The organism is Plantibacter sp. Leaf314, from assembly GCF_001423185.1.
Taxonomy (GTDB): Bacteria; Actinomycetota; Actinomycetes; order Actinomycetales; family Microbacteriaceae; genus Plantibacter.
Genome location: NZ_LMOB01000002.1, coordinates 410,902 through 435,955 on the forward strand (window position 1 = coordinate 410,902; position 25,054 = coordinate 435,955).

21 protein-coding genes are annotated in these 25,054 nt (G+C 69.5%); 13 read left to right on the top strand and 8 right to left on the bottom strand.

Annotation, left to right across the window (positions count from 1 at the left end; genetic code table 11):
* Nucleotides 1-121: 121 nt before the first annotated feature.
* Together ASF68_RS15110 and ASF68_RS15115 are read right to left on the bottom strand one after the other, a co-directional pair.
* Nucleotides 122-1,228, bottom strand: coding sequence for a BMP family protein (locus ASF68_RS15110; RefSeq protein ID WP_056012905.1), 1,107 nt, complete (start codon nucleotides 1,226-1,228; stop codon nucleotides 122-124).
* 296 nt (nucleotides 1,229-1,524) lie between these two features.
* Nucleotides 1,525-3,228 (bottom strand): ABC-F family ATP-binding cassette domain-containing protein, encoded by a 1,704-nt coding sequence (locus ASF68_RS15115; RefSeq protein ID WP_082498709.1) that lies wholly within the window; start codon nucleotides 3,226-3,228, stop codon nucleotides 1,525-1,527.
* A gap of 263 nt (nucleotides 3,229-3,491) precedes the next feature.
* On the opposite strand from ASF68_RS15115, the gene ASF68_RS15120 reads away from it, so the two are divergent.
* A complete protein-coding gene (locus ASF68_RS15120; protein ID WP_157580015.1) occupies nucleotides 3,492-4,481 on the top strand; it encodes a hypothetical protein in 990 nt (329 codons plus the stop codon).
* A 4-nt stretch (nucleotides 4,482-4,485) separates the two neighbouring features.
* On the opposite strand, the gene ASF68_RS15125 is transcribed toward ASF68_RS15120, so the two are convergent.
* On the bottom strand, nucleotides 4,486-4,974 hold the full coding sequence (locus ASF68_RS15125) for a hypothetical protein (protein WP_056012912.1): 489 nt from the start codon (nucleotides 4,972-4,974) through the stop codon (nucleotides 4,486-4,488).
* Between the two features lie 13 nt (nucleotides 4,975-4,987).
* Nucleotides 4,988-6,103 (bottom strand): mannose-1-phosphate guanylyltransferase, encoded by a 1,116-nt coding sequence (locus ASF68_RS15130; RefSeq protein WP_056012915.1) that lies wholly within the window; start codon nucleotides 6,101-6,103, stop codon nucleotides 4,988-4,990.
* 107 nt (nucleotides 6,104-6,210) lie between these two features.
* Here ASF68_RS15130 and corA point away from each other — a divergent pair, with 107 nt between their 5' ends.
* The 5 genes from corA to ASF68_RS15155 all read left to right on the top strand — a co-directional run bounded on the left by corA (nucleotide 6,211) and on the right by ASF68_RS15155 (nucleotide 11,004).
* The gene (gene corA / locus ASF68_RS15135; protein ID WP_056012918.1) at nucleotides 6,211-7,335 is read left to right on the top strand and encodes a magnesium/cobalt transporter CorA; all 1,125 of its coding nucleotides are present in this window, start codon (nucleotides 6,211-6,213) and stop codon (nucleotides 7,333-7,335) included.
* Nucleotides 7,336-7,530: 195 nt separating this feature from the next.
* Nucleotides 7,531-7,959 (top strand): succinate dehydrogenase, cytochrome b556 subunit, encoded by a 429-nt coding sequence (gene sdhC / locus ASF68_RS15140; RefSeq protein WP_255353633.1) that lies wholly within the window; start codon nucleotides 7,531-7,533, stop codon nucleotides 7,957-7,959.
* Entirely contained in the window at nucleotides 7,959-8,405 is a 447-nt protein-coding gene (locus tag ASF68_RS15145) for a succinate dehydrogenase hydrophobic membrane anchor subunit (protein WP_056012923.1), read from the top strand. The genes sdhC and ASF68_RS15145 overlap by 1 nt, the downstream gene beginning before the upstream one ends.
* A gap of 26 nt (nucleotides 8,406-8,431) precedes the next feature.
* On the top strand, nucleotides 8,432-10,234 hold the full coding sequence (gene sdhA / locus ASF68_RS15150; protein ID WP_056012926.1) for a succinate dehydrogenase flavoprotein subunit: 1,803 nt from the start codon (nucleotides 8,432-8,434) through the stop codon (nucleotides 10,232-10,234).
* A gap of 2 nt (nucleotides 10,235-10,236) precedes the next feature.
* A complete protein-coding gene (locus ASF68_RS15155) occupies nucleotides 10,237-11,004 on the top strand; it encodes a succinate dehydrogenase iron-sulfur subunit (protein WP_056012929.1) in 768 nt (255 codons plus the stop codon).
* Nucleotides 11,005-11,086: 82 nt separating this feature from the next.
* Here the strand turns inward: ASF68_RS15155 and ptsP are convergent, their stop codons facing one another.
* Nucleotides 11,087-12,745: a phosphoenolpyruvate--protein phosphotransferase gene (gene ptsP / locus ASF68_RS15160; RefSeq protein ID WP_056012934.1), complete on the bottom strand. Its 1,659-nt coding sequence runs from the start codon at nucleotides 12,743-12,745 to the stop codon at nucleotides 11,087-11,089.
* A 111-nt stretch (nucleotides 12,746-12,856) separates the two neighbouring features.
* Here ptsP and ASF68_RS15165 point away from each other — a divergent pair, with 111 nt between their 5' ends.
* The 3 genes from ASF68_RS15165 to trpS all read left to right on the top strand — a co-directional run bounded on the left by ASF68_RS15165 (nucleotide 12,857) and on the right by trpS (nucleotide 16,109).
* Nucleotides 12,857-14,140 (top strand): YihY/virulence factor BrkB family protein, encoded by a 1,284-nt coding sequence (locus ASF68_RS15165; RefSeq protein ID WP_056012937.1) that lies wholly within the window; start codon nucleotides 12,857-12,859, stop codon nucleotides 14,138-14,140.
* Between the two features lie 48 nt (nucleotides 14,141-14,188).
* Nucleotides 14,189-15,034, top strand: a complete 846-nt coding sequence (locus ASF68_RS15170; RefSeq protein WP_056012940.1) for an exodeoxyribonuclease III — start codon at nucleotides 14,189-14,191, stop codon at nucleotides 15,032-15,034.
* A 70-nt stretch (nucleotides 15,035-15,104) separates the two neighbouring features.
* Nucleotides 15,105-16,109, top strand: a complete 1,005-nt coding sequence (gene trpS, locus ASF68_RS15175) for a tryptophan--tRNA ligase (RefSeq protein WP_082456119.1) — start codon at nucleotides 15,105-15,107, stop codon at nucleotides 16,107-16,109.
* A gap of 91 nt (nucleotides 16,110-16,200) precedes the next feature.
* Here trpS and glpK read toward each other — a convergent pair whose 3' ends face one another.
* The 3 genes from glpK to ASF68_RS15190 form a co-directional block, all read right to left on the bottom strand.
* A complete protein-coding gene (gene glpK / locus ASF68_RS15180; protein WP_056012944.1) occupies nucleotides 16,201-17,715 on the bottom strand; it encodes a glycerol kinase GlpK in 1,515 nt (504 codons plus the stop codon).
* Nucleotides 17,716-17,813: 98 nt separating this feature from the next.
* The gene (locus ASF68_RS15185) at nucleotides 17,814-18,566 is read right to left on the bottom strand and encodes an MIP/aquaporin family protein (protein WP_082456118.1); all 753 of its coding nucleotides are present in this window, start codon (nucleotides 18,564-18,566) and stop codon (nucleotides 17,814-17,816) included.
* 149 nt (nucleotides 18,567-18,715) lie between these two features.
* Nucleotides 18,716-20,452, bottom strand: coding sequence for a glycerol-3-phosphate dehydrogenase/oxidase (locus ASF68_RS15190; protein ID WP_056012946.1), 1,737 nt, complete (start codon nucleotides 20,450-20,452; stop codon nucleotides 18,716-18,718).
* Between the two features lie 134 nt (nucleotides 20,453-20,586).
* On the opposite strand from ASF68_RS15190, the gene ASF68_RS15195 reads away from it, so the two are divergent.
* The 4 genes from ASF68_RS15195 to ASF68_RS15210 all read left to right on the top strand — a co-directional run bounded on the left by ASF68_RS15195 (nucleotide 20,587) and on the right by ASF68_RS15210 (nucleotide 24,985).
* The gene (locus tag ASF68_RS15195; RefSeq protein ID WP_056012949.1) at nucleotides 20,587-21,573 is read left to right on the top strand and encodes a sugar-binding transcriptional regulator; all 987 of its coding nucleotides are present in this window, start codon (nucleotides 20,587-20,589) and stop codon (nucleotides 21,571-21,573) included.
* 340 nt (nucleotides 21,574-21,913) lie between these two features.
* The gene (gene ribD, locus ASF68_RS15200) at nucleotides 21,914-23,032 is read left to right on the top strand and encodes a bifunctional diaminohydroxyphosphoribosylaminopyrimidine deaminase/5-amino-6-(5-phosphoribosylamino)uracil reductase RibD (RefSeq protein WP_235526839.1); all 1,119 of its coding nucleotides are present in this window, start codon (nucleotides 21,914-21,916) and stop codon (nucleotides 23,030-23,032) included.
* On the top strand, nucleotides 23,013-23,711 hold the full coding sequence (locus ASF68_RS15205) for a riboflavin synthase (protein ID WP_056012952.1): 699 nt from the start codon (nucleotides 23,013-23,015) through the stop codon (nucleotides 23,709-23,711). Before ribD ends, ASF68_RS15205 begins: the two co-directional genes overlap by 20 nt.
* The gene (locus tag ASF68_RS15210; protein ID WP_056012955.1) at nucleotides 23,708-24,985 is read left to right on the top strand and encodes a bifunctional 3,4-dihydroxy-2-butanone-4-phosphate synthase/GTP cyclohydrolase II; all 1,278 of its coding nucleotides are present in this window, start codon (nucleotides 23,708-23,710) and stop codon (nucleotides 24,983-24,985) included. The genes ASF68_RS15205 and ASF68_RS15210 overlap by 4 nt, the downstream gene beginning before the upstream one ends.
* Nucleotides 24,986-25,054: the final 69 nt, after the last annotated feature.

Sequence of the window (25,054 nt, forward strand, 5' to 3'; positions counted from 1 at the left end):
CGTGTCGGGTGTCGGCACAGACGGTCGGGATCGCCGTCGACCATGCCGCGAACAGACCGGGGGGAGGCCGCGATTCGCGACCTCCCCCCGGAGTTCCGGGCGTCTGCCCGGGGAAGAGGGACTACTTGACGGGCGAGGAGACCGAGGTCGCCTTGATGGAACCGTCGATGATGCCTGCCTTGATCGTGTCGAGCTCGTCGGCCAGGGTCGGGGAGACCTTGGACTCGAAGTCGTGGAACGGCGCGATGCCGACGCCCTCGTTCTCGAGGGTGCCGATGTAGGCCGCCGCGTCGAACTTGCCGCCGCCGGCCTCGGTCACGGTGTCGGCGACGCCGGCCTTCATGCCCTTGAGGATGGAGGTGAGGAAGAGGCCCTTGTTCTCGGCGTTCGTCTCGTAGAGGTCGGCGTCGACACCGACCATCGCGATGTCCTTGCCGGTCTCCTGGATCTCGGCGATGGCGCTGAGGAAGATCGGGCCACCGACGGGCAGGAGCACGTCAGCGTTCTGGTCGATCAGCGTGCGGGCGAGCTGCTTGGCGGTGTCGTTGGCCTCGAAGCCACCGGTGAACGAGCCGGTCTGAGCGGCGACGTCCCATCCGACGACCTGGACGCTCTTGCCCTTCTGCTCGTTGTAGTACGCGACGCCCTCGGCGAAACCGTCCATGAAGATCTGGACGGACGGGAAGGGCTGTCCACCGAAGGTGCCGACGACGCCGGTCTTCGAGTAGTCGGCCGCCGCGTAGCCGGCGAGGAACGCCGCCTGCACGGTGTCGAAGAGGATCGGCTTGATGTTCGGAGCGTCGACCTTACCGTCGAAGTCGTTGTCGGCCGCGTCGTCGATGATCGCGTAGTCGACGTCGGGGTTGGCGAGCGCCGCCTCGACCGTGTCGGCGGAGAGGGCGAAGCCGACGCTGACGATGAGCGAGCAGCCCTGGTCCGCGAGGCTCTGGAGGTTCGGCTTGTAGTCGTCGGCCTTGTCGGACTGGACGGTGATGGGCTCGACGCCGAGCTCCTTCGCCGCCTCGGTCAGACCCTCGTAGCCGAGCTGGTTGAACGACTTGTCGGTGAAGCCACCGGCGTCGGAGACCATGCAGGGAAGGAAGTCGGATGCGGCACCCGTCGCGTCGCCGCCACCGGTGCTGGGAGCCGATGCGCAGCCGGCGAGCAGTGCCATGAGACCGACGCCGGCGATTGCGCCCGCAGCGGCCTTCCGAGTTGTGATTGCCAAGGTAGCCTCCAAGATGCAGCCCCGCGGGTCACGGGGCGTATGGGGTTACGTTACCCAATGTGACGACGCCCGGATGGACGATCCCGGCTTCGCGACCGAAGCGTTACAGAACGGTGGTGTCGGCGTCATCCGCCGGAAACACGGGGCTGCGCAGACGCGCACCGTGGCCGGTCTCCGCTGCGCAGGTGAGCAGGCCGAACCACCTGTCAGCTCGGCTTGCGCTGCGGGTGCTCGCGGTTCCGAGCCGGGCACCGAGGGCGTTTCGGTGCGCGGCTCGGAACCGACCGCATTCGCGCTCACCGGCGGTGGAGCGCGAGCGTCTCGCCGTCCCACCTCCGACGCAACCACCGGTCGTGGCTCGCGATGACGACCGCGCCGGGGTACGTCCCGAGCGCCTCCTCGAGGTCGGTCGCCAGCGTGAGCGACAGGTGGTTCGTCGGCTCGTCCAGGAGGAAGAGGTGCGGCGGTCTGGCGATGATGAGCGCCAGCGCGAGTCGGCGTTGCTGCCCGACCGAGAGCACCCCGACCGGACGGTCGAGGTCGCGCGGCGAGAGCAGGCCGAGACCCGCGAGCGGGGTGCGCGCGGCTCGCGACTCCCCGAGGGTGCGCTCGTAGACCTCCCGAGGGGATCGTCCTGCTGCAGCGAACACGACGTCCTGCTCGAGCAGCCCCACCCGCAACCCCCTCCGCCGGAGGAGCGTCCCCGAGTCGAGGCGGAGCGAGCCGGCGAGCGCCGACAGGAGCGTCGACTTCCCTGAACCGTTCGCCCCCGTGACGAGCAACCGCGTCCGGGGCGCGATCCGCAGACGGTCGAGGTGCAGCCGGCCGTCGATGCGGGCGTCGGCGAGGTCGAGTAGCTGCTCACCCTCGTCGAGCACCGTCGAACCGCTCGGGATCCCCGCGAACGAGAGCGGGCGAGGCGGACGTCGTACCTGTTCGCGCTCCAGGGTCTCGAGCCGGAGCTGCGCGTTCCGCACCCGCCGACTGATCTGTTGTTCGACCCGGTCGCCGCGCATACCGAACGCCATCCGGTTGTTGTCCCGGATGCCTCGGTCGTGGTTGATCCGCGGCGCCGTGTCGTGCACGGCAGACGCGAGTCGACCGAGCTCCGCCTGTTCCTCCGTATAGCGCGCCGCCCACCGTTCGAGTTCCGCCGCCTTCCACCCCAGGTACTCGCTGAAGGGACCGCCGAACACCACGACGGGCGAGGCCTCGCCGACCGGGACCGGCCGGGACGGATCGATGTCGACGAGCCCCGTCGCCACCTCGTCGAGGAAGGCACGGTCGTGGCTGGCGAACAGCACGGGACCGGGCCAGGTCGACAGTTGGCCGCGGAGGAAGGCGACCGCCTCGTCGTCCAGGTGGTTGGTCGGCTCGTCGAGCAGCAGGGCGGTCGGTCTCCCGACCAGGAGCGCGGCGAGGGCGAAGCGGGAACGCTGCCCGCCGCTCACCTCGCCGAGGCGCCGCGACCGCTCGATTCCAGCGAGTCCGAGGCCGGCGACGACCGCGTCCAACCGGGCGTCCGCCGACCACACGTCGGCTCGTTCCGCCGCGTCGAGCGCGGCGGCGTACCGGCGATCGGCAGCGTCGGCGGACGCCCCGGTCCCGCCGAGCGCCGCTGCAGAGGTCTCGAGCTCCTCCTCGACCGCCCTGACGTCGCGCAGCGCCAGCTCGAGCAGCTCGCCGACGGAGGTCTCCTCCGACAGTTCCAACTCCTGCATGAGGATGCCGGTGCGCACCGGTCGGACGGCCTCGCCGTCGTCCGGCTCGTCGAGCCCGGCGAGGATCCGCAACAGGGTCGACTTGCCTGCGCCGTTCTCGCCGATGAGGCCGAGGCGCTCGCCTGCCGGGACGACGAGGTCGACGTCGCGCAGGACGACACGGTCACCGTAGGCGCGGGTGACACCGTCCGCGCGCAGCTGCTGGATGTCGATGGAACGACCGAACGTCTGGGCCGAACCGGAGACGACGGATGATGCGTGGGTGATGGGTGCTCGCATGGAGGCCCCTTTCGAGATGGGGCACACCTCGCGCGATCGTCGTCCGAAGCGTCGGCAGCGAGCGCAGGGCTCGAACAGACGGCGGGACGTGAAGCGACTGGCGTACCTCGATGGATTCCCGCCGGGCACATCACGGACGTGATGCTCGGGCCGCAGGCGCGGGACGTCGATTCGCTCAGTTCTTCACAGTGCGACCAGGCTATCCGGCGTGTGTCGACGCTCGCAAGCCCTCCGCGTCACCCGCCCCGATTAGGCTGGTGATCATGCGTGCTCCGTCGATCCCTTCGCTCGTGCGGCGTCGATCGGCGCGTCGATCGATCGTGACGGCGTTGGTCGCGGCGGTAGGCGTCTCCGCGCTCCTGTTCGGCGGAGTCCCCGGCTCGAGCGCCGCAGCGGCCACGCGCGATCAGGCGGCGGCCACGGCGACGCCCACCCCGACGCCGAAGCCGACCGGCAGCACCCCGGCGACGCCCAAGCCGACGGCCAAGCCTTCGACCCCGGCCCCTGCAGCGCCGGCACCGCCCACGGTCCGCGGCACGGATTTCGATCCCGGCGAGATCATCAGCGACGAGAACTTCTACGACGCCAACGCGATGAGCGAGGCGGACGTCCAGGCGTTCTTCGCCTCCCAGCCCTGCACGCCGAAGGACGGCGTACCGTGCCTGGCGGACTTCCGCGACAGCACGGAGTCGGTCCCGGCCGCCGAACCCGGCCACTGCGAGGCCTACCGGGGCGCTGTCAACGAATCGGCCGCCCGGATCGTCACCAAGGTCGCGCACGCGTGCGGGATCAACCCGAAGGTGCTGCTCGTCCTCATGCAGAAGGAGCAGTCGCTCATCACCGGACCGAGCGAGTACGGCTACGCCCGGGCGATGGGCTGGGGCTGCCCCGACACCGGGCCGAACTTCAGCGCCAGTTGCGACGCCGACTACTTCGGCTTCCAGAACCAGGTCTACCGGTCCGCGTGGCAGTTCCGGCAGTACACGCTCTACCCCCTGAACGTGCCGGGCGAGTCGTACCAGCGCGCGTACCACCTCGGGTCGGTGTACATCCAGTACAGCCCTGATGCCGCGTGCGGGGGCACCCAGGTGGACATCCGCAACCAGGCCACGGCGAACCTGTACCTCTACACCCCGTACCAGCCGAACGCCGCGGCGCTCGCCAACGTGTCCGGCACGGGCGACGCCTGCAGCGCCTACGGCAACCGCAACTTCTGGCGGCTCTACACCGAATGGTTCGGCCCGGCCGTCTGACGCCTCACTCCCCGATGAGGAGCGAGACCCGGTCGTCGAGGTAGGCGTCGAGCGGCGTGAGACCGAGGTCGTGACCGGCCCAGCGGAGCATGATCGTGTCGTCGACGATGGAGAGCGGGCCGGAGCCCGCCCGGAGCGACGCCTCGTCCAGCGCCAGTTCGACGACCTCGAAGTTCACGACATCCCCCTCGGCGAACGGGCCACGGTGCGCCGCCTGCTGGGCGATCCGCCGGTGCTCGACCTCGGAGGATCGGTGGTTGAACCACTTCGGCTCGACGGCGCGGGTGGACTCCGCCGCGGTGAAGAGGCGGCCGTCGACGGACACGAGCACCACGCCGAGGCGCCACGCCCGGCCGATGGGCCGGAGCGCGGGCGCCCGTTTGACCAGTGGGATCCCGCGCGGCGTGTAGACCTCCGCGAGCGCCTCGTCGTGAACCCCTGCCGCCTGCAGACGCGCCGCCGCCTGCACCAGCAGCTCGTGCAGCGCGGTCACCGTCGGCGGCCGATCAGAGGACGTCGTCGCGGCCGGACAGCTTGAGGGCGTCGACGACGCTCTTCACCCGCTGCGCGTTCGCGCTCGTGGTGACGAGCAGGGCGTCCGGGGTGTCGACGACGACGATGTCCTGCACGCCGATGAGGCTGATGACCCGGCCGGTCTGACTGACCACGATGCCGCTGGAGGCGTCGGACAGCACCCGTGCGTTCTCGCCGAGGATGGCGAGGTCGGACTTGCGTCCACCGGAGTTGAGCTTCGCGAGCGAGGCGAAGTCCCCCACGTCGTCCCAGTCGAAGTGCGCCGGCACGACGGCCATGCGACCGGCGGCCGCAGCGGGCTCGGCCACCGAGTAGTCGATCGCGATCTTCTCGAGGGCCGGCCAGACGCGGTCGACGACCGGACCGCGCGCTGCGGCGTCGTCCCAGACCTCGGCGAGTTCGAGGAGTCCCGCGAGGAGCTCCGGCTTCTGCCGACCGATCTCCTCGAGCAGGACGTCGGCGCGGGAGATGAACATGCCGGCGTTCCAGAGGTGTTCGCCGCTCGAGACGTAGCGCTTGGCCGTGGCGAGGTCGGGCTTCTCGACGAAGGAGTCGACGAGCATGACGCCCTCCGCCCCACGGATGCCCAGATCGTGCGCGCTCTTGATGTAGCCGAAGCCGATCGCCGGCTCCGTCGGCTGGATGCCGATCGTGACGATGTACCGCTCCTCGGCAGCCGTGACCGCCTGCGCCACCGCGGCCCGGAACAGCCGGTCGCCGCGGATGACGTGGTCGGCGGCGAAGGAACCGACGATGACGTCGGGCTCGCGGCGCACGAGGATCGCCGCGGCGAGGCCGATCGCCGCCGTGGAGTCACGCGGTTCGCTCTCGAGGACGACGTTCGCGTCGGCGAGGTCTGGCAGCTGCTGTTCGACGGCCGCCCGGTGCGCGCGTCCCGTGACGACCATGATGCGCTGGTCGCCGGCGATGGGGGCGAGGCGGTCCCAGGTGGCGCGGAGCAGCGTGCTGCCGGACCCGGTGAGGTCGTGGAGGAACTTGGGTGCGTCGGCGCGAGAGAGCGGCCAGAGCCGGCTGCCGATGCCGCCGGCCGGGATCACCGCGTAGAAGCGTTCGAGGGGCGTGGTCATCGCCCCAGCGTACCGGCAGGGTCCCGCCGTGCGATGACGGCACGGAACCGTCATCTGACGGGTTTACGATGAGCGCCAGTTCGAGCACGAGAAAGATCGGTACGCGCATGGCTGGACGCAACGTCCTCGGGATCCCGATCCCGTCCTTCGGCAGCAAGCAGACTCCCCCACCGCCCGTCGGCCCGCCCGACCCCGCCGACCTCGACGGCCGGAACAGCATCGTCAACGCCTGCATCTACCGTCACGGATCCCGCAGCTCCACCCTCACGTCCTTGGAGGACACCTTCCGGGCACTCCACGAGACGCCGGAGGGTGTCGCGTGGATCGGGCTCTACCGACCCGACGCAGGCGAGCTCGGCATCCTGGCGGCGGAGTTCGGGCTCCACCCGCTCGCCGTGGAGGACGCGATCACGGCCCATCAGCGGCCGAAGATCGAGCGGTACGACGACGTCCTCTTCGTCGTCCTCCGAGCCGCCAACTACATCGACGAGACCGAGTCCGTCGAGTTCGGCGAGTTGCACGTCTTCGTCGGCCCGAACTTCGTGATCACCCTCCGGCACGCGGAGTCCCCCGACCTCTCTCATGTACGCGCCCGCATGGAGCAGGAGCATGAGCTCCTCGCCTACGGACCGCAGGCGATCCTCTACGCCATCATCGACGCCGTCGTGGACGGGTACGGCCCGGTCGTGGCCGGACTCTCCAACGACATCGACGAGATCGAGGAGCAGGTGTTCGTCGGCGAGTCGCAGGTGTCGCGACGCATCTACCAACTCTCCCGGGAGGTCATCGCCTTCGAACGCGCCACCCACCCGCTGAGCGACGTCATGCAGTCGCTCGAGCAGGGCAGTGCGAAGTACGGCGTCGCCGACGAGCTGCAGCGCGGTCTCCGCGACGTCGCCGACCACCTGACGAGCGTGAACCAGCGCATCGACGCCTACCGAGAGCTCCTCCGCGACATCCTGACCGTCAACAGCACGCTCGTCGGACAGCGCCAGAACGAGGAGATGGCCAAGATGACGGAGGCGAGCCTCAAGCAGGGGGACGAGGTGAAGAAGATCTCCTCCTGGGCGGCCATCCTCTTCGGCCCGAGCCTCATCGCGGGCATCTACGGCATGAACTTCACCCACATGCCCGAGCTGTCGTGGTGGTTCGGATACCCGATGGCGCTCGCGCTCATGGCCACGACCAGCGTGATCCTCTACAAGGTCTTCAAACGACGGAACTGGTTGTGAACGGCAGCCGTCCGTCGGGTGTCGAGCGGGTGGCGCGACTCTCTCGTCATCGAGACAGTTAGGCCAGCCTTAGCGGCGGAACGACGCGTCTCGCGCCTACACTTGGGGTCAGCGCGCCGATTCGACGCACGGCAGGCAACAACCCCCGCACGGCAGAACGATCTGCCGCAGATAGCGAATATCAGGGAGGACCTCGTGACCGCGAGTCTCACGCGAACGTCACCGTTGGAATCCACGACATCCAAACGCCCGGCCGGCACCCTGTATCGGGGCCGTGAAGGCATGTGGTCGTGGGTGCTCCACCGGATCACCGGCGTCGCCATCTTCTTCTTCCTCCTCGTGCACGTCCTCGACACCGCGCTGGTGCGGGTCTCGCCTGAGGCGTACAACGCCGTCATCGGCACGTACAAGAACCCGATCATGGGCCTCGGCGAAGTCGCCCTGGTCGCGGCGATCACGTACCACGCGTACAACGGCATCCGGATCATCCTCATCGACTTCTGGTCGAAGGGCACGAGGTTCCAGCGCCCGATGTTCTGGATCGTCATCGGCCTCTGGGTCGTCACGATGCTGGGCTTCACGCCGCGCCACCTGATCAACGTGTTCAGCGAGATGGGCCACTGATGACGACGATCGCCGCTCCCCGCACCCCCGCACGTCCCGCGCGCCGCAAGGGCGTCAACTGGGAGAAGTGGGGCTGGATCTACATGCGCGTCTCCGGCGTGATCCTCCTGGTCCTCATCTTCGGACACCTGTTCGTCAACCTCATGGTCGGCGACGGCATCAAGGCCATCGACTTCGCGTTCGTCGGCGGCAAGCTGTCGAACCCGTTCTGGCAGTGGTGGGACGTCGCCATGCTGTGGCTGGCGCTCATCCACGGCGGCAACGGCATGCGCACGATCGTGAACGACTACGCGACGGGTCGCACGATCCGCGGCGTGCTCAAGGTCGCGATCCTCGCCGCCGTCAGCATCCTCATCATCCTCGGGACCCTGGTCGTCTTCACCTTCGACCCGTGCCCCGCCGGCGCACCGGCAGACCTGCTCGCGTCGTTCTGCCCCGCCAACTGAGCAACCGAGACCGAGCAACGGAAACCGTGACTACAGAAACCACCGAGTCCACCGTCATCGACGGCATCCACTACCACCAGTTCGACATCGTGATCGTGGGTGCCGGCGGTGCCGGCATGCGCGCAGCGATCGAGGCCGGTCCAGGGGCGAAGACCGCGGTCATCTCCAAGCTGTACCCGACGCGTTCCCACACGGGTGCCGCGCAGGGCGGCATGGCGGCGGCGTTGGCCAACGTCGAGGAGGACAGCTGGGAGTGGCACACCTTCGACACGATCAAGGGTGGCGACTACCTCGTCGACCAGGACGCCGCTGAGATCCTCGCGAAGGAGGCCATCGACGCGGTCATCGACCTCGAGAACATGGGCCTGCCCTTCAACCGCACGCCGGAGGGCAAGATCGACCAGCGCCGCTTCGGCGGGCACACGCGCGACCACGGCAAGGCTCCGGTCCGCCGTGCCTGTTACGCGGCCGACCGCACCGGCCACATGATCCTGCAGACGCTGTTCCAGAACTGCGTCAAGCTCGGCATCAACTTCTTCAACGAGTACTACGCGCTCGACCTCATCATGACCAACGTCGACGGCGTCGACAAGCCGTCCGGCATCGTCGCGTACGAGCTCTCCACCGGCGAGATCCACGTCTTCCAGGCGAAGGCGATCATCTTCGCGACCGGCGGCTTCGGCAAGATCTACAAGACGACCTCGAACGCGCACACCCTCACGGGCGACGGCGTCGGGATCATCTGGCGCAAGGGCCTCCCGCTCGAGGACATGGAGTTCTTCCAGTTCCACCCCACCGGCCTGGCCGGTCTCGGCATCCTCCTCACCGAGGGTGCCCGAGGCGAGGGTGCGATCCTCCGCAACGCGAGCGGCGAACGCTTCATGGAGCGCTACGCCCCCACCATCAAGGACCTCGCACCCCGCGACATCGTCGCGCGATGCATGGTCCAGGAGGTCGCGGAGGGCCGCGGCGCCGGGCCCAACAAGGACTACGTCTACCTCGACTGCACGCACCTCGGTGCCGAGGTCCTCGAGACCAAGCTCCCCGACATCACCGAGTTCGCCCGCACCTACCTCGGTGTCGACCCGGTGACCGAGCCGGTGCCGGTCATGCCGACCGCGCACTACGCGATGGGCGGCATCCCGACGAACGTCAAGGCCGAGGTGCTGAGCGACAACAACACCGTCGTCCCCGGCCTCTACGCCGCCGGCGAGTGCGCCTGCGTGTCCGTTCACGGCTCCAACCGCCTCGGCACGAACTCGCTGCTCGACATCAACGTGTTCGGGAAGCGCGCCGGCAACAACGCGGTCGAGTACGTCCAGAACATCGACTTCACCCCGCTGCCCGAGAACCCGGCCGGCTTCGTCGCCGGTCTCGTCGAGCAGATGCGGAACTCCAACGGCACCGAGCGGATCTCGACGATCCGCAAGGAGCTCCAGGAGGAGATGGACCGCAACGCGCAGGTGTTCCGCACCGACGAGTCGCTCGCCGGGGTCACCGCGACCATCCACAACCTGCGCGAGCGGTACCAGAACATCGCCGTCCAGGACAAGGGCAAGCGGTTCAACACCGACCTCCTCGAGGCGATCGAGCTCGGCTTCCTGCTCGACCTCGCCGAGGTCGTCGTGTACTCCGCGCGGAACCGCAAGGAGAGTCGCGGCGGCCACATGCGCGACGACTTCCCGAAGCGCGACGACGAGAACTACATGCAGCACACGATGGCGTACCTGTCGGGCGACCCGCACTCGTCCGACGCCGCCGACCACATCCGGCTCGACTGGAAGCCTGTGGTCATCACGCGGTACCAGCCGATGGAGAGGAAGTACTAGCGATGAGCACTGCAACGCTCGAGAACCCGCCGGCCGCGGCCCCCGAGGAGATCCAGTCCTTCACGGTCACCCTGATCATCCGTCGGTTCGACCCGGACGTGGACGCCGAGCCGCGCTGGGAGGACTTCGACGTCGAGATGTTCCCGACGGACCGGATCCTGGACGCGCTGCACAAGATCAAGTGGGAGCAGGACGGCACGCTCACCTTCCGTCGTTCGTGCGCCCACGGCATCTGCGGCTCCGACGCCATGCGGATCAACGGCCGCAACCGACTCGCCTGCAAGACGCTGATCAAGGACCTCGACATCTCGAAGCCGATCTACGTCGAGGCGATCAAGGGACTGCCGCTCGAGAAGGACCTCGTCGTCGACATGGACCCCTTCTTCGCGTCGTTCCGCGAGGTGCAGCCGTTCCTCATCCCGGGCAAGCCCGCGGAGAAGAACAAGGAGCGGGTGCAGTCGGTCGCCGAGCGTGCCCGGTTCGACGACACCACCAAGTGCATCCTCTGCGCCGCCTGCACCTCGTCGTGCCCGGTGTTCTGGACCGACGGCCAGTACTTCGGCCCGGCGGCGATCGTCAACGCGCACCGCTTCATCTTCGACTCGCGCGACGACGCCTCGCAGGTGCGCCTCGACATCCTCAACGACCAGGAGGGGGTGTGGCGTTGCCGCACCACCTTCAACTGCACCGAGGCCTGCCCTCGTGGCATCCAGGTGACCCAGGCGATCGCCGAGGTCAAGCAGGCCATGATCTCGGGCAAGGTCTCCTAGCCCGCACCCCGTTCGTCCGTCCGGCCCAGCGCATCGCGCTGGGCCGGACGTGTTCGTGCATGGCGACGTGTCGTCGAGCGAGTCAGGCCAGCGCGGCGGCTCTGGCTTCGGCCGGTGACGCGGCGCTCAACGCGTCCACGGCCATGGCGCGTGCGGCCTCGAGCGTGTAGCGCCGCAGTTCGGTGCGCACCTCGCCGAGCGCTGCAGGCGCGACCGACAGGCTCGTCGCCCCCAGCCCGACGAGCACGACCGCGAGCAGGGGGTCCGCAGCGGCCTCGCCGCACACCCCGATGGAGCGCCCCGAGGCGAGTCCGGCGTCGCCGACGAGTTTGACGAGACGCAGCACCGCCGGATGCCACGGGTCCTGGTACGAGCCGAGTGGTGCGGACAGGCGGTCGGCCGCGAGCGTGTACTGCGTGAGGTCGTTGGTCCCGATGCTCACGAAGTCGGCGACGCCGAGGATCTGCGCCGCCAGCAGCGCGCTCGACGGGACCTCGATCATCACCCCGACCGTCCGCAGCCCGAGACGCTTCGCGAGCGTGACGAACGCGGCCGCCTCGGGAAGGTCGGCCACCATCGGCGCCATCACCCAGAGCTCCGCATCCGAGGCGTCCTGCGCGAGGGCGAGCGCCGTCAACTGATCGCGGAGCACCCCCTCGCGGGCGCGCAGGGCCCGCAGCCCTCGGACGCCGAGCGCCGGGTTCGGTTCGACGCCGTCCGGGCCGAGGAAGGCGAGCGGTTTGTCGGCACCGGCGTCGAAGACCCGCACGATCACGCGCCTGCCGGGGAACGCGGCGAGCAGTTCGCCGTACCGCTGCGCCTGCTCGGCGACGCCCGGCGCCTCGGAACGGTCGAGGAAGAGGAGTTCGGTGCGGAACAGCCCGACCCCTTCGGCACCGAGGGCCAGCGCACCGGCCGCCGCGTCGACCGAGCCGAGGTTCGCGAGCAGCGGCACCGGTGTCCCGTCGGCGAGTTCTCCCGGTGACCGCGGCGAGACGCGCACCCGCGCCGCCGCGGTGGACCTGGCCGACCGCACCTCACGCGTGGTCGGCGAGCCGGTGACGACGCCCGCTCCGGCGTCGACGAGGAGGATCTCACCGTCCTCGAACTGTTCCGCCCCGGCGACGCCCACCACGGCGATGAGGGACTGCTCCCGCGCCAGGATGGCCGTGTGCGAGGTGGCCGATCCGCCACTGGTGACGAGCGCGAGGACCAGGTCGAGGTCGAGGAGCGCGGCATCGGCCGGCGCGAGGTCCGCCGCGACGAGGACGAACGGCTCGTCCGAATCCGGCGGGCCGGGGACGGGGCGACCGAGCAGCCGCGCGATGACGCGCTGCGACACGTCTCCGACATCGGTCGCCCGCGCCGCCATCGGCTCACCGAGGTTGAAAAGGACCTGCTGCACGGTCGCCAAGGCTTCGAAGACCGCGCGTTCGGCGGTCCGCCCGGCGGCGATCCGGGCCGCCACCTCCTCGGCGAGCGCCGGGTCGTCGGCCATGACCGCCTGCGCCTCGAGGACGTCCTGGGCGTGGCCCCCGGCCCGACGGGCTCTCGCTTCGAGCTCGGCCCGCGTGTCGATGAGCGCCTGGGCAGCCCTGGCCTGTTCCCGCCCGATGTCGCCGTGGAAGGGATCGGCGGACGGCTCGGCGAGTGGCTCCGGCATACGGAGCACCGGTCCGGCGACGACGCCGCGTCCGACTCCGGTCCCGGTGAAGGTGCGTCGCCCCTCCGCCTCGCGCATGGTTCGACCCTAGTGCACCGCCCGACGGCGACCAGGAGGCCGTCGGTGCCTGCCGACGGGCCGTCGTGCGGGCAGCCGACGAGGCGGTGCGGCCGCTTGTAGGCTGGCAGGGTGACCAGTCCGCGCGCCTCCACGAAGGACGCCACCGACGCTGACGGTCACGACGACGACGAGCGGACGCCACTCCCCCGCCGCACGCTCCAACAGACCCCGCCGCCACTCGTGTTCCAGTGGATCCAGCGGAGCGAGAACCCCCTCGTCCGCCGGCTGGCCCCGCCGGCGGCGCGCGCGGAACGCGCCACGACCTGGGTGATGCGGCTGAAACCGTACCGGGTCGTCCAGCGCTACCTCGACATGGACGGGAACCTGCTCGCCGCGGGCATCAGCTTCCAGGCCGTGTTCGCCGTGTTCGCCGCCGTGTACGTCGGCTTCGCGATCACCGGCATCTGGCTCGGGAACAACGCCGAGGTCTTCCAAGCCCTCGTGGAGATCATCAACCGCGCGGTCCCCGGACTCATCGGCAGGGACGGCGAGGGGATCATCGCCGAGGAACAGCTCTCGAGCGCCTCCCTCCTCGGCTGGACGGGCGTCATCGCCGCGGTCGGTCTCATCTGGACGGCGATCGGGTGGCTGTACTACACGCGGCAGGCCGTCAGATCGATCTTCGCGCTGCCGAAGGTCGCGGCGAGCTTCTTCCTGTTGAAGGTCGTCGACCTCGTCCTCGCCCTCGCCTTCGGCGTCCTGCTCCTCGTGTCGGCGACCCTTTCGGTGGCCAGCACCCAGGCACTGAGCTGGCTGCTGTCGCTCGTCGGACTCGACGGCACCTTCTGGCTGACGGCCGGGAGTCGCATGGTGGGCCTCGTCGTCGCGGTGGTCGTCAACCTCGTCACGCTCGGCGCGATGTACCGGGTGCTCAGCCGCATCAGGATCCCGTGGCGGAACCTCTTCGGGGGCGCGCTCCTCGGCAGTCTCGTCCTCTCGCTCCTGAGCGTCGCGAGCAGCGCGGTGATCGCCGGCGCCTCCCGGAACCCGCTCCTCGCGACCTTCGCGGTCTTCATCGGTCTGATGCTGTGGTTCAACCTCGTGAGCCGCGTGATCCTCCTCTCCGCGTCGTGGATCGCCGTCGGCCTCGAGGACCAGGGCGTCAACGTCCGGACGACGACGCCCGAGGAACAGGCAGCCGAGGAGGCCGCCGCCAGACGCCTCCTCGCCGAGGTCGAACTGCGCGAGGCACGGGACGCCCGCCGACGTGCGAAGGGCCCGGCGGTCTGGTTCGCCCGACGGCGCCTGCACCGCGCCGAGGAGGCCGTGGCCGAGGTCGACCGACAGCAGGGAGCAGGCTCCGGCGGCCCCGTGACGGACGGCCCCGTCCCGCCCCACCGCCGTCGCTCCTGACGGTCTCCGGGCCGGAGCGTTGTCAGCCCTCGCGACTAAGCTGGAGGCATGTCTGCACCCCTCCGCATCGCCAGTGTCAACGTCAACGGAGTCCGCGCGGCCTTCCGGAAGGGCATGGGCGACTGGCTCGAGCACCGCGGGGTCGACATCCTCGCCCTGCAGGAGGTCCGCGCCGCGACGAGCGACCTCGAAGGCCTGTTCGGCCCCGAGTGGAACATCCTCCACGACGCCGCGACCGCCAAGGGACGCGCCGGCGTCGCCATCGTCAGCCGCCGTTCGGCCGGGATCCACCGCGTCACCCTCGGCGACGACGACTTCGACAGCGCCGGTCGCTGGATCGAGGCCGACTTCGACGTCGACGGCACCCTCGTCACCGTCGTGAGCACCTACGTGCACTCCGGCGAGGTCGACACCCCCAAGCAGGTCGAGAAGTTCCGCTTCCTCGAGGCGATGCTCGAGCGGCTGCCAGCGTTGCGCGAGCACAACCCGCTGTCGCTCGTCGTCGGCGACCTCAACGTCGGCCACACCGAACTCGACATCAAGAACTGGAAGGGCAACGTGAAGCGTGCCGGCTTCCTGCCCGCCGAACGCTCCTACTTCGACCGCTACCTCGGCCCGGACGGCGAGACGGTCACGGGTGTCGACGGCGTGACCGGGACCGGCCTCGGCTGGGTCGACGTCGGGCGCCAGGCCGCGGGCCAGGTCCCCGGGCCCTACACCTGGTGGTCGCAGCGCGGCCAGGCCTTCGACACCGACACCGGCTGGCGCATCGACTACCAGCTCGCCACCCCGGAGCTCGCCGCCCGGGCGTCCGGCTACACGATCGACCGTGCGGCGGCGTACGACCAGCGATGGTCCGACCACGCCCCCGTCGTCGTCGACTACTCCCTCTGACCACCGGCACCGCGCCACCCATCACCCCGTGCCACCGGCTCCGGCCGCTCACCCCTCTGCGAGAATCCACATGACCAAGCCACGCCTCTACTCCGGTATGCAGCCCTCCGCCGACTCCCTCCACCTCGGCAACTACATCGGTGCCCTGCTGCAGTGGAAGCAGATGCAGCAGGAACACGACGCCTTCTTCAGCATCGTCGACCTCCACGCCATCACGGTGCCGCAGGACCCCGCCGAGCTGCGCGAGAAGACCCGCCGGACGGCCGCCCAGTACATCGCCGCGGGCATCGACCCCTCGGTCTCGACGCTGTACGTGCAGTCGCACGTGCCCGCGCACGCCCAGCTGGCCTGGGTGCTCAACACCATCACCGGCATGGGTGAAGCCGCGCGCATGACGCAGTTCAAGGACAAGTCGGCCAAGCACGGCCGCGACGCCTCCTCGGTCGGGCTCTTCGCGTACCCGATCCTCATGGCCGCCGACATCCTGCTCTACCAGACGGACATCGTGCCGGTCGGCGACGACCAGCGGCAGCACATCGAACTCACGCGCGACCTCGCCGAGCGCTTCAACAGTCGGTTCGGTGAGACCTTCGTCGTGCCGAAGGCGCAGATCCAGAAGGAGTCCGCGCGCATCTACGACCTCCAGAACCCGACGTCGAAGATGTCGAAGTCGGCGGAGACCCCGGCCGGGATCGTCTGGTTGCTCGACGAGCCGAAGGTCACGCAGAAGAAGATCATGCGCGCCGTGACCGACACCGACGGCGTCATCGCCTTCGACGCCCAGGAGAAGCCCGGGGTCTCGAACCTGCTGAGCATCTACTCCGCGATCACCGGCTCCCCCATCGAGTCCGTCGTCGGCGAGTTCGAGGGCCGCGGCTACGGCGATCTCAAGAAGGGCCTGGCCGAGGTGGTCGTCGGCGAACTGGAACCGGTGCGCGCGCGGGCACTGGAACTCCTCGACGACCCGGCCGAACTCGACCGCCTGCTCGCCGTCAACGCGGCTCGCGCCTCCGAGGTGGCCGAGCAGACCCTCGCCGAGGTCTACGACCGCGTCGGACTCCTCCGCCGCGCCTGACCCCGCTCCGTTCGCTTCTGTTCGGGCGAACGACCAACGACGGAACGGCCCGTCCTCCACGAGGAGGACGGGCCGTTCCGGTCGGTCGGGACTACTGCACGTCGTCGTCGACCCAGTCGAAGGTCTTCGTGACGGCCTTCTTCCAGTTGCGGTAGAGGCGGTCGCGCTCCTCGGAGTCCATGTTGGGCTCCCAGCGCTTGTCCTCCTGCCAGTTCTTCGCGAGGTCGTCGAGGTCGGACCAGAAGCCGACGGCGAGGCCTGCGGCGTATGCGGCACCGAGGGCGGTGGTCTCGGCGACCACCGGACGGATGACCGGCACGCCGAGGATGTCGGCCTGGAACTGCATGAGCGTGTCGTTGGCGGTCATGCCGCCGTCGACCTTGAGCTCCGTCAGCGGGACACCCGAGTCGGCGTTGACGGCGTCGATGACCTCGGCCGTCTGGAACGCGGTCGACTCGAGGGCGGCACGAGCGATGTGGCCCTTGTTGACGTAGCGGGTGAGCCCGACGAGCGCACCGCGGGCGTCCGGGCGCCAGTACGGCGCGAACAGCCCGGAGAACGCCGGCACGAAGTAGGCGCCACCGTTGTCCTCGACGGTCTTGGCGAGCGCCTCGACCTCGGGAGCGGAAGAGAACATGCCGAGGTTGTCGCGCAGCCACTGCACGAGCGAACCGGTCACCGCGATCGACCCCTCGAGCGCGTAGTGCGGCTTCGCGTCGCCGAGCTTGTAGCCGAGCGTCGTCAACAGACCGTTCTCGGAGTGGACGATCTCCTCACCGGTGTTGAAGATGATGAAGTTACCGGTGCCGTAGGTGTTCTTGGCCTCGCCCTGCTGGAAGGCGGCCTGACCGAAGGTCGCCGCCTGCTGGTCGCCGAGGATGCCGGCGATCGGCGTCTCGCGGAGGAGGCTGTCGTCGGATGCGTGGCCGTAGATCTCGGAGGAGCTCTTGATCTCCGGGAGCATCGACTTCGGGACGCCGAACGCCTTGAGGATATCGTCGTCCCACTGCAGGGTCTCGAGGTCCATGAAGAGCGTGCGCGAGGCGTTGGTGACGTCGGTGACGTGCACGCCGCCGTTCACACCGCCGGTGAGGTTCCAGATGACCCAGCTGTCGGTCGTGCCGAAGAGGAGGTCGCCCGCCTCGGCCTTCTCGCGCGCACCCTCGACGTTCTCGAGGATCCAGACGATCTTCGTGCCGGAGAAGTAGGTCGCCAGCGGCAGGCCGACGGTCTTCTTGAACCGCTCGACCCCGCCGTCCTTCGCGAGGCGGTTGACGATGTCCTGCGTGCGGGTGTCCTGCCAGACGATCGCGTTGTAGACGGGCTGACCGGTGGTCTTGTCCCACACGACCGCGGTCTCGCGCTGGTTCGTGATGCCGATCGCCGCGATGGCGTGCCGGGTGATGTTGGCCTTGCTGAGCGCCTGGCCGATGACCTCGCGGGTGTTGTTCCAGATCTGGTTCGGGTTGTGCTCGACCCAGCCGGCCTTCGGGAAGATCTGCTCGTGCTCGAGCTGGCCCGTCGAGACGATCGATCCGCTCTTGTCGAAGATGATGGCCCGGGAACTCGTCGTCCCCTGGTCGATTGCGATGACGTAGTCCGCCATTGGATACTCCTTCGTTGCATGCGTTACGAGGTGAGGCACCGGAACCGGTACCCCGGGGTGCCGCGACGGCCGCGTCAGCGCACCGTCGCGGCGTCAGGTCAGACGGCCGGGAGGAGCACCATCGAGGCGAGCGCGGCGAGGACACCACCGAGGAGGGGGCCGACGACCGGCACCCAGGCGTACGACCAGTCGCTCTTGCCCTTGCCCTTGATGGGGAGGAGGGCGTGGGCGATGCGCGGGCCGAGGTCACGGGCGGGGTTGATCGCGTAGCCGGTCGGGCCACCGAGTGAGGCACCGATACCGACGACGAGCAGGGCCACCGGCAGGGCGCCCAAGGCGGCGAGTCCTCCAGGGACGCCCTCGATGACCACGGCGTCGGGTCCGGTCTTGCCGAAGGACATCACGACGAAGACGAGGACGAAGGTCGCGATGACCTCGGTGACGAGGTTCCAGCCGTAGCTGCGGATCTCGGGGCCGGTGGAGAAGACACCGAGCTTCTTGCCCGGGTCCTCCTCCTGGTCGAAGTGCTGCTTGAAGGCGAAGTAGGTGAGCACGGCACCGATGAAGGCACCGACCATCTGCGCCGCCCAGTAGACGAGCGCCGTGACGAAGTCGATCGACCCGGTGGTGAGGAAGCCGATGGTGACGGCGGGGTTCAGGTGTCCGCCCGAGGCGTAGGACACCGTGACACCGGCGAACACCGCGAGGCCCCAACCGAAGTTGATGAGCAGCCAGCCGCCACCCAGACCTTTGGATTTCGTGAGGATCGCCGTGGCGACCACACCGGTACCGAGGAGGACGAGCATCGCCGTCCCCACGGTCTCGGAGAGGAAGATGGTTCCGAGGTTCATGTCTTCATTGACCTTTCATAGGTGTGGTCCCCGACGGGGGCTGCGCCTGCGCGCGAGCCCCCACCGGGCGAGGGTTTCACTGACCAGTTGTTTGTAAGGTAGTCAGCTGGCCTTGCACAGGACAAGGCCCTTGCCTGCACGTTCGTGCATTATGAGAACGCCGGGGCCTCCTGGCTCGTGCCGAGGCGCAGGTCGACCTGGTGCGCGTCGCGCAGCCGGTCGAGCGCCGCCTCGATCTCGGCCGTGCGCTCGGCGTCGTCCCAACCGAGGACGCCGCCCACGACGCGGGCCAGTTCGTCGACGAGCGCGGCCGTCAGCGAGCCGGTGAACGCGAGGCTCGTCCGGCGGTGCAGCACGTCCGACAGGTGCACGACCTGCTCCTGCTCGACGAGGTACTCGAGCTCCTGCACGCTGTAGTCGGCCGCGCCCTGCAGTCGGTCGTCTCCGTGCTCGGCCAGGTGCTCCAGGAGCGCTGCGGCCTTCGTGCCGTAACGGTGCAGGAGATGCTCGGCGCGCTGCACGCCGACACCGTCCTCGTGTGCCGCCACCCAGGTGCGCGTCGCGGAGTCGGTGCGGGGGAACCCGGCGCCGCCACCGATCGCGAGCCCGAGGGTCTCGACCGGACGCGGGGCGCCGATGACCTGCAGCACGTCGCCCGCGAGGTGCTCGGCGAGCGCCCGGAAGGTGGTCCACTTGCCGCCGACGAGGCTGAAGACGGTCGTGGACGGACGTGCAGCGGCCGTGCGTCGCTCGATCCGGTAGTCGCGCGACACGAAACCGGGGGCCTCGTCGTCGTGCTTCGGCAGCGGGCGGATGCCGGAGAACCGGTAGACGATCTGCTCGCGCGAGGTCGCGATGGTCGGGAAGACGTGCTTGACGAGGTCGAAGAAGTAGTCGACCTCCTCCTCCGTGCAGACGCTCGGCGTGCTCGGGTCGGCCTCGATGTCGGTCGTTCCGACCATGACCTTGCCCTTGAGCGGGTAGATGAGGACGATCCGGCCGTCCTCGTGCTCGAAGAAGATCTCGCGGCCCTTGGTGGCGGCGTAGAGCTCCGGGTTGTCGAGCACGATGTGCGAGCCCTTGGTGCCGCCCATGTACGTGGTCGGCTCGCCGAGGCCGGCGTTCGTCAGGTCGGTCCAGGGACCGGAGGTGTTGACGACGACGTCGCTCGCGACGGTGAAGGTCTGGCCGGTGACGGTGTCGCGCAGCTCGACGCCATCCGCTCCCATGCCGACCGCTTCGACGTAGTTGACGGCGCGGGCGTGCGGTCCGGCGGCGAGACCGTCCATGAGCACGTCGAGCGCGAGGCGCTCCGGGTCGTGCATGGAGGCGTCGTAGTAGGTCGCCGTGTACTTGAGACCCGGGTTCATCTTCGGCAGGTCGGCGAGCGACTTCTTCCGGCCGTGGAAGCGGTGGCGCGGGACGCTGCCGCCGTCGCGAGAGAAGGAGTCGTAGGCGGTGAGGCCCACCTTGATGAGCAGCGCACCACGCTCCTGGGGCTTGCCCTGCTTGTGCGTGAGGAAGCGCAGCGGCGCGGAGAGGATGCCGGAGAAGGTCGAGAAGATCGGGACCGTGGTCTCGAGCGGCTTCACGTAGTGCGGGGCGATCTTGATCAGCCCGTTGCGCTCCTGCACCGACTCCTGGACGAGACGGAACTCGCCGTTCTCCAGGTAGCGGATGCCGCCGTGGATCATGTGGCTCGACGCGGCCGAGGCACCGGAGGCCCAGTCGTTGCGCTCCACGAGCGTGACGTCGACGCCCTGGAGGGCGAGGTCGCGGAAGGTCGCGATGCCGTTGATGCCGCCGCCGACGATGAGGACCGACGCCTGCGGGCGGTCGATGACGGACTGGACGGTCGGACGGGGAGCTGACGACTTGAGGGACATGAGATGCCTCGCTTCTTCGCGGTTGGAACGCGACGCCGCCGGGTTTGCGCGCCGCTGAATGATGTGACTGAATACATCGTGACAGCACCTGCAACTCTGAACAGCCCTAGTGAACAAACGTGCAAGGAGACCCGATGTCGCTCGCAGACGCGCTCAGCCAGCCGGACCGGACGGCTGAGGCGCTCCGCGCGGCACAGCTGTACTACGTGCAGGACCTGACCATGGAGGCCATCGCCCAGGAGCTCCACACCTCGCGGTCGTCGGTGTCGCGCCTGCTCGGATACGCGCGGGAGAGCGGGCTCGTCGACATCCAGGTCCGGTCGCCGCACGACATGCCCTCGCGGCTCGAGGCGGAGTTCCGCGACCGGTTCGGGGTGACCGCCCACATCGTCCCCGTCCCCGACCACACGAGCGACATCGACCGCCTGGAACGCGTCGCCCTCTCGGCTGCACGTTTTCTCGGCTCCGTGTTCGACTCGAACATGACGCTCGGTCTGGCATGGGGGTCGACCGTGAGCGCCGTCGCGCGCCACCTCACACCGAAGCGGACCCACAACTCGCAGATCGTCCAGCTGAACGGCGCGGCCAACACCCGGACCTCCGGCATCCTCTACGCGAGCGAGATCCTCCACCGCTACGCGGACGCGTACGGCGCCTATGCGCAGCAGTTCGCCGTGCCCGCGTTCTTCGACGACCCGGCGACGAAGCTCGCGCTCTGGCGGGAGCGCAGCATCCGCCGGGTGCTCGAGATCCAGCGGCGGATGGACGTCGCGCTCTTCGGGCTCGGATCGCAGCTCTCGGGGGTGCCGAGCCACGTGTACGTCGGCGGCTACCTCGACGACAGCGACTTCGAGGCGCTCGCGAGCGCCGGCGCGGTCGGTGACGTCGCCACGGTGTTCTTCCGCGCCGACGGCTCGTGGCGGGACATCCCCTTCAACAACCGCGCGTCCGGACCGGACCTCGACGTGTTGCGCGGCGTCTCCCGCCGGATCTGCGTGGTCGCCGGAGCGGCCAAGGTCCCGCCGCTCCTCGGCGCACTGGCCGGCGGGCTCATCTCCGACCTCGTGGTCGACGAGGGCACCGCGCGTGCGGCCATCGACCAGCACGACGCCCAGCGCTGAGGGCGACCACCCCGCAGGACGGAGCCCGGCAACAGGGCGTCATCCGAGCCGGGAATAGGGCGGCCACTCAGCCCGTTGACCTAGACTCGACAACACGTAACGTGCTCCGGGGTCGGTGAGAGTCCGAACCGGCGGTGATAGTCCGCGACCCGTGCAACGCGCAAGCGATGCCCGGTTGACCTGGTGGAACTCCAGGACCGACGGTTATGAACGCGTCTGCTCGCAGGCGGCGTTCGAGTCCGGATGGAAGGAGGCACGGGCGTCGGCCGATGGTCGACGCCTGCGAGCACCTGCCCGCGACCCCGGATTCCGTGTCAGTACCGACCGAGAAGACGGACCGATGGACGCAGGACCCGCGACACCCACGGCGACGAGCCGCGAACAGCAGGCGATGCTGCGCGCGCTCGAACTCGCCGCGAACGGGCCGGCCCGCGGCGTGAACCCACGCGTCGGATGCGTCATCCTCGACGCCGACGGAACCGTCCTCGCCGAGGGCTGGCACCGCGGTGCCGGCACCGCTCACGCGGAGGTCGACGCACTCTCCCGGCTCGCGCCGGGGGCGGCTCGCGGCACCACCGCCGTCATCACGCTGGAACCCTGCAACCACACCGGACGGACCGGCCCCTGCGCCGTCGCGCTGATCGAGGCCGGCGTCGACCGCGTCGTGTTCGCCGTCGACGACCCCGGCCATCATTCCGGCGGGGGCGCCGAACGGCTGAGGGCCGCGGGCGTGGCGGTCGTCTCCGGTGTACTCGCCGACGAGGCCGAGGCCTTCCTCGACGACTGGCTCACCGTGGCCCGTCTCGGACGCCCGCTGGTCACCGTGAAGTGGGCCTCGACCCTCGACGGCCGGATCGCGGCGAACGACGGCACCAGCCGGTGGATCACCGGCGAGGCCGCACGGATCGACGTGCACCGACGCCGTGCGGCGCACGACGCGATCCTCGTCGGCACCGGCACCGTCCTCGCGGACGACCCGAGCCTCACCGCACGGCACGCGGACGGGACCCTCCTCCCGGAACAACCGGTCCCCGTCGTCATGGGCGACCGCGCCATCCCCGCCGGCGCAGCGGTGCACCGCCACCCCCGAGCGGCGATCCTGCACCACGGACACGACCCGGCGGCGCTCCTCACCGAGCTCCGCAGCACGGGAGTCCGCAGCGTGTTCGTCGAGGGCGGTCCGACCGTCGCCACCGCCTTCCTCCGGGCAGGGCTCGTCGACACCGTCCTGACCTACCTCGCGCCGGTCCTCCTCGGCGGCCCTCGACTCGCGATCGGCGACCTCGGCGTGGAGACCATCCGAGACGCGATCCGCCTCGAACCCGTCGGTGTCGAACACCTCGGTGACGACCTCCTCATCATCACGACCCCCACCCTCCACTCGGTCGAGTCGGTTCCAGCCGGCCACACCGTGTCGCACCCAGAGAACGGACCAAGCCATGTTCACGGGCATCGTTGAAGCACGCGGCACCATCGTCGCCATCGACCACGGCGAGGCGTCCGCCCGGTTCACCGTCCAGGGTCCGGTCGTCCTCGAGGGCACCCGCCACGGCGACTCGATCGCGGTGAGCGGGGTGTGTCTCACCGTCGTCGAGCAGACCGCCGACACCTTCACCGCCGACGTCATGGCGCAGACCCTCGCCATGAGCATGCTCGACGGCGCCACCGTCGGCAGCGCCGTCAACCTCGAGCGCGCCGCACGCGTCGGCGACCGCCTGGGCGGCCACATCGTGCAGGGCCACGTCGACGGCACCGGCACCATCGTCAGCACCGTCCCGGGAGACGCGTGGCGGATCGTCCGGATCTCCCTGCCGGACGACCTCGCTCCGCTCGTGGTCGACAAGGGGTCCATCACCGTCGACGGCGTCTCCCTCACCGTCAGCGCGGTCAGCGGACCCGACGCCGCCGAGCAGTGGTTCGAGGTCTCGCTCATCCCCGAGACGCTCACGGCGACGACCCTCGGTGACCGCATCCCCGGCGACCACGTGAACCTCGAGACCGACATCCTGGCGCGCCACGTCGAGCGGATGCTCGCCTACCGTCACCGTGCCGGAATCGACCTCCCCAGCAGTGCCGACGCGGAGCCGCGCACCGCGGACCCGCTCGCCACGACCGCCACCGAAAGGGGCAACGCATGAGCATCGCCAGCATCCCTGAGGCCCTCGAGGCGCTCCGTCAGGGTCGACCCGTCATCGTGGCCGACGACGAGGGGCGCGAGAACGAGGGCGACGTCATCCTGGCCGCCGAATCCGCGACGCAGGAGTGGATCGCCTGGACGGTCAAGCACTCCTCCGGCTTCATCTGCGCCCCGATGACGAACGAGATCGCGGACCGACTCGCCCTTCCGCCCATGGTGGCCGTGAACGAGGACGCCAGAGGCACCGCCTACACGGTCACGGTCGACGCCGCCGACCGCCTCAGCACCGGCATCAGCGCCGCCGACCGCGCCCACACCCTCCGGGTGCTCGCGGACCCGGCCTCCGTGCCGGCGAACCTCTCGCGGCCCGGACACATCGTCCCGCTCCGTGCCGTCGACGGCGGCGTGCGCGAGCGCGACGGACACACCGAAGCCGCCGTCGACCTGCTGAAGCTCGCCGGTCTCGTCCCCGTCGGTGCGATCTCCGAGATCGTCGCGGACGACGGCGAGATGATGCGGTTGCCCGGCCTCATCGCGCTCGGTGAGCAGGAGGGCGTGCTGGTCACCACGATCGCGGCGCTCGTCGCCTTCCTCGAGGGCAACCCCGACGCGGCCGCCGTGTGCGCCGAGGAACGCGCGAACCAGGCGACCATCCCCGAGTCCTCGAACGTGTCGTTCGAAGTGGAGACGACCGTCCCGACGACGCACGGCTCCTTCCGGCTCCGCGCCTACCGCGACCGCCGCACCGGTGCCGACCACCTCGCCATCATCGCCGGCGACCCGCAGGCCACCGGCGCGCTCGTCCGCGTCCACTCGGAGTGCCTCACGGGTGAGGCGTTCGGCTCGCTCAAGTGCGAGTGCGGACCCCAGCTCGACAGCGCCCTCGACACCATCCAGCGTCACGGCGGTGTCGTGGTCTACCTGCGCGGACACGAGGGTCGCGGGATCGGACTCATCAACAAGCTGCGCGCCTACCGACTCCAGGAGGACGGCCTCGACACGCTCGACGCCAACCTGGCACTCGGGCTGCCTGCCGACGCCCGCGACTACACCGCGGCGAGCGCCATCCTGACGGACCTCGGGATCACCTCCGTCCGCCTGCTCTCGAACAACCCCGAGAAGGAGCGGCAGCTCACCAACCACGGCATCGCCGTGAGCGAGCGCGTCCCGCTCGTGGTCGGCGTCGGTCTGTACAACGAGGGCTACCTCGAGACGAAGCGCGACCGCATGGGACACAGCATCGGGTTCGACCTCGAACCGGAACCGCACCAGTAGCCCGACCAGCCCCTCGACAGCCTCGGGGAACACCACACCAGCAGCCCCGATCCGTTCGGGAACGACGAC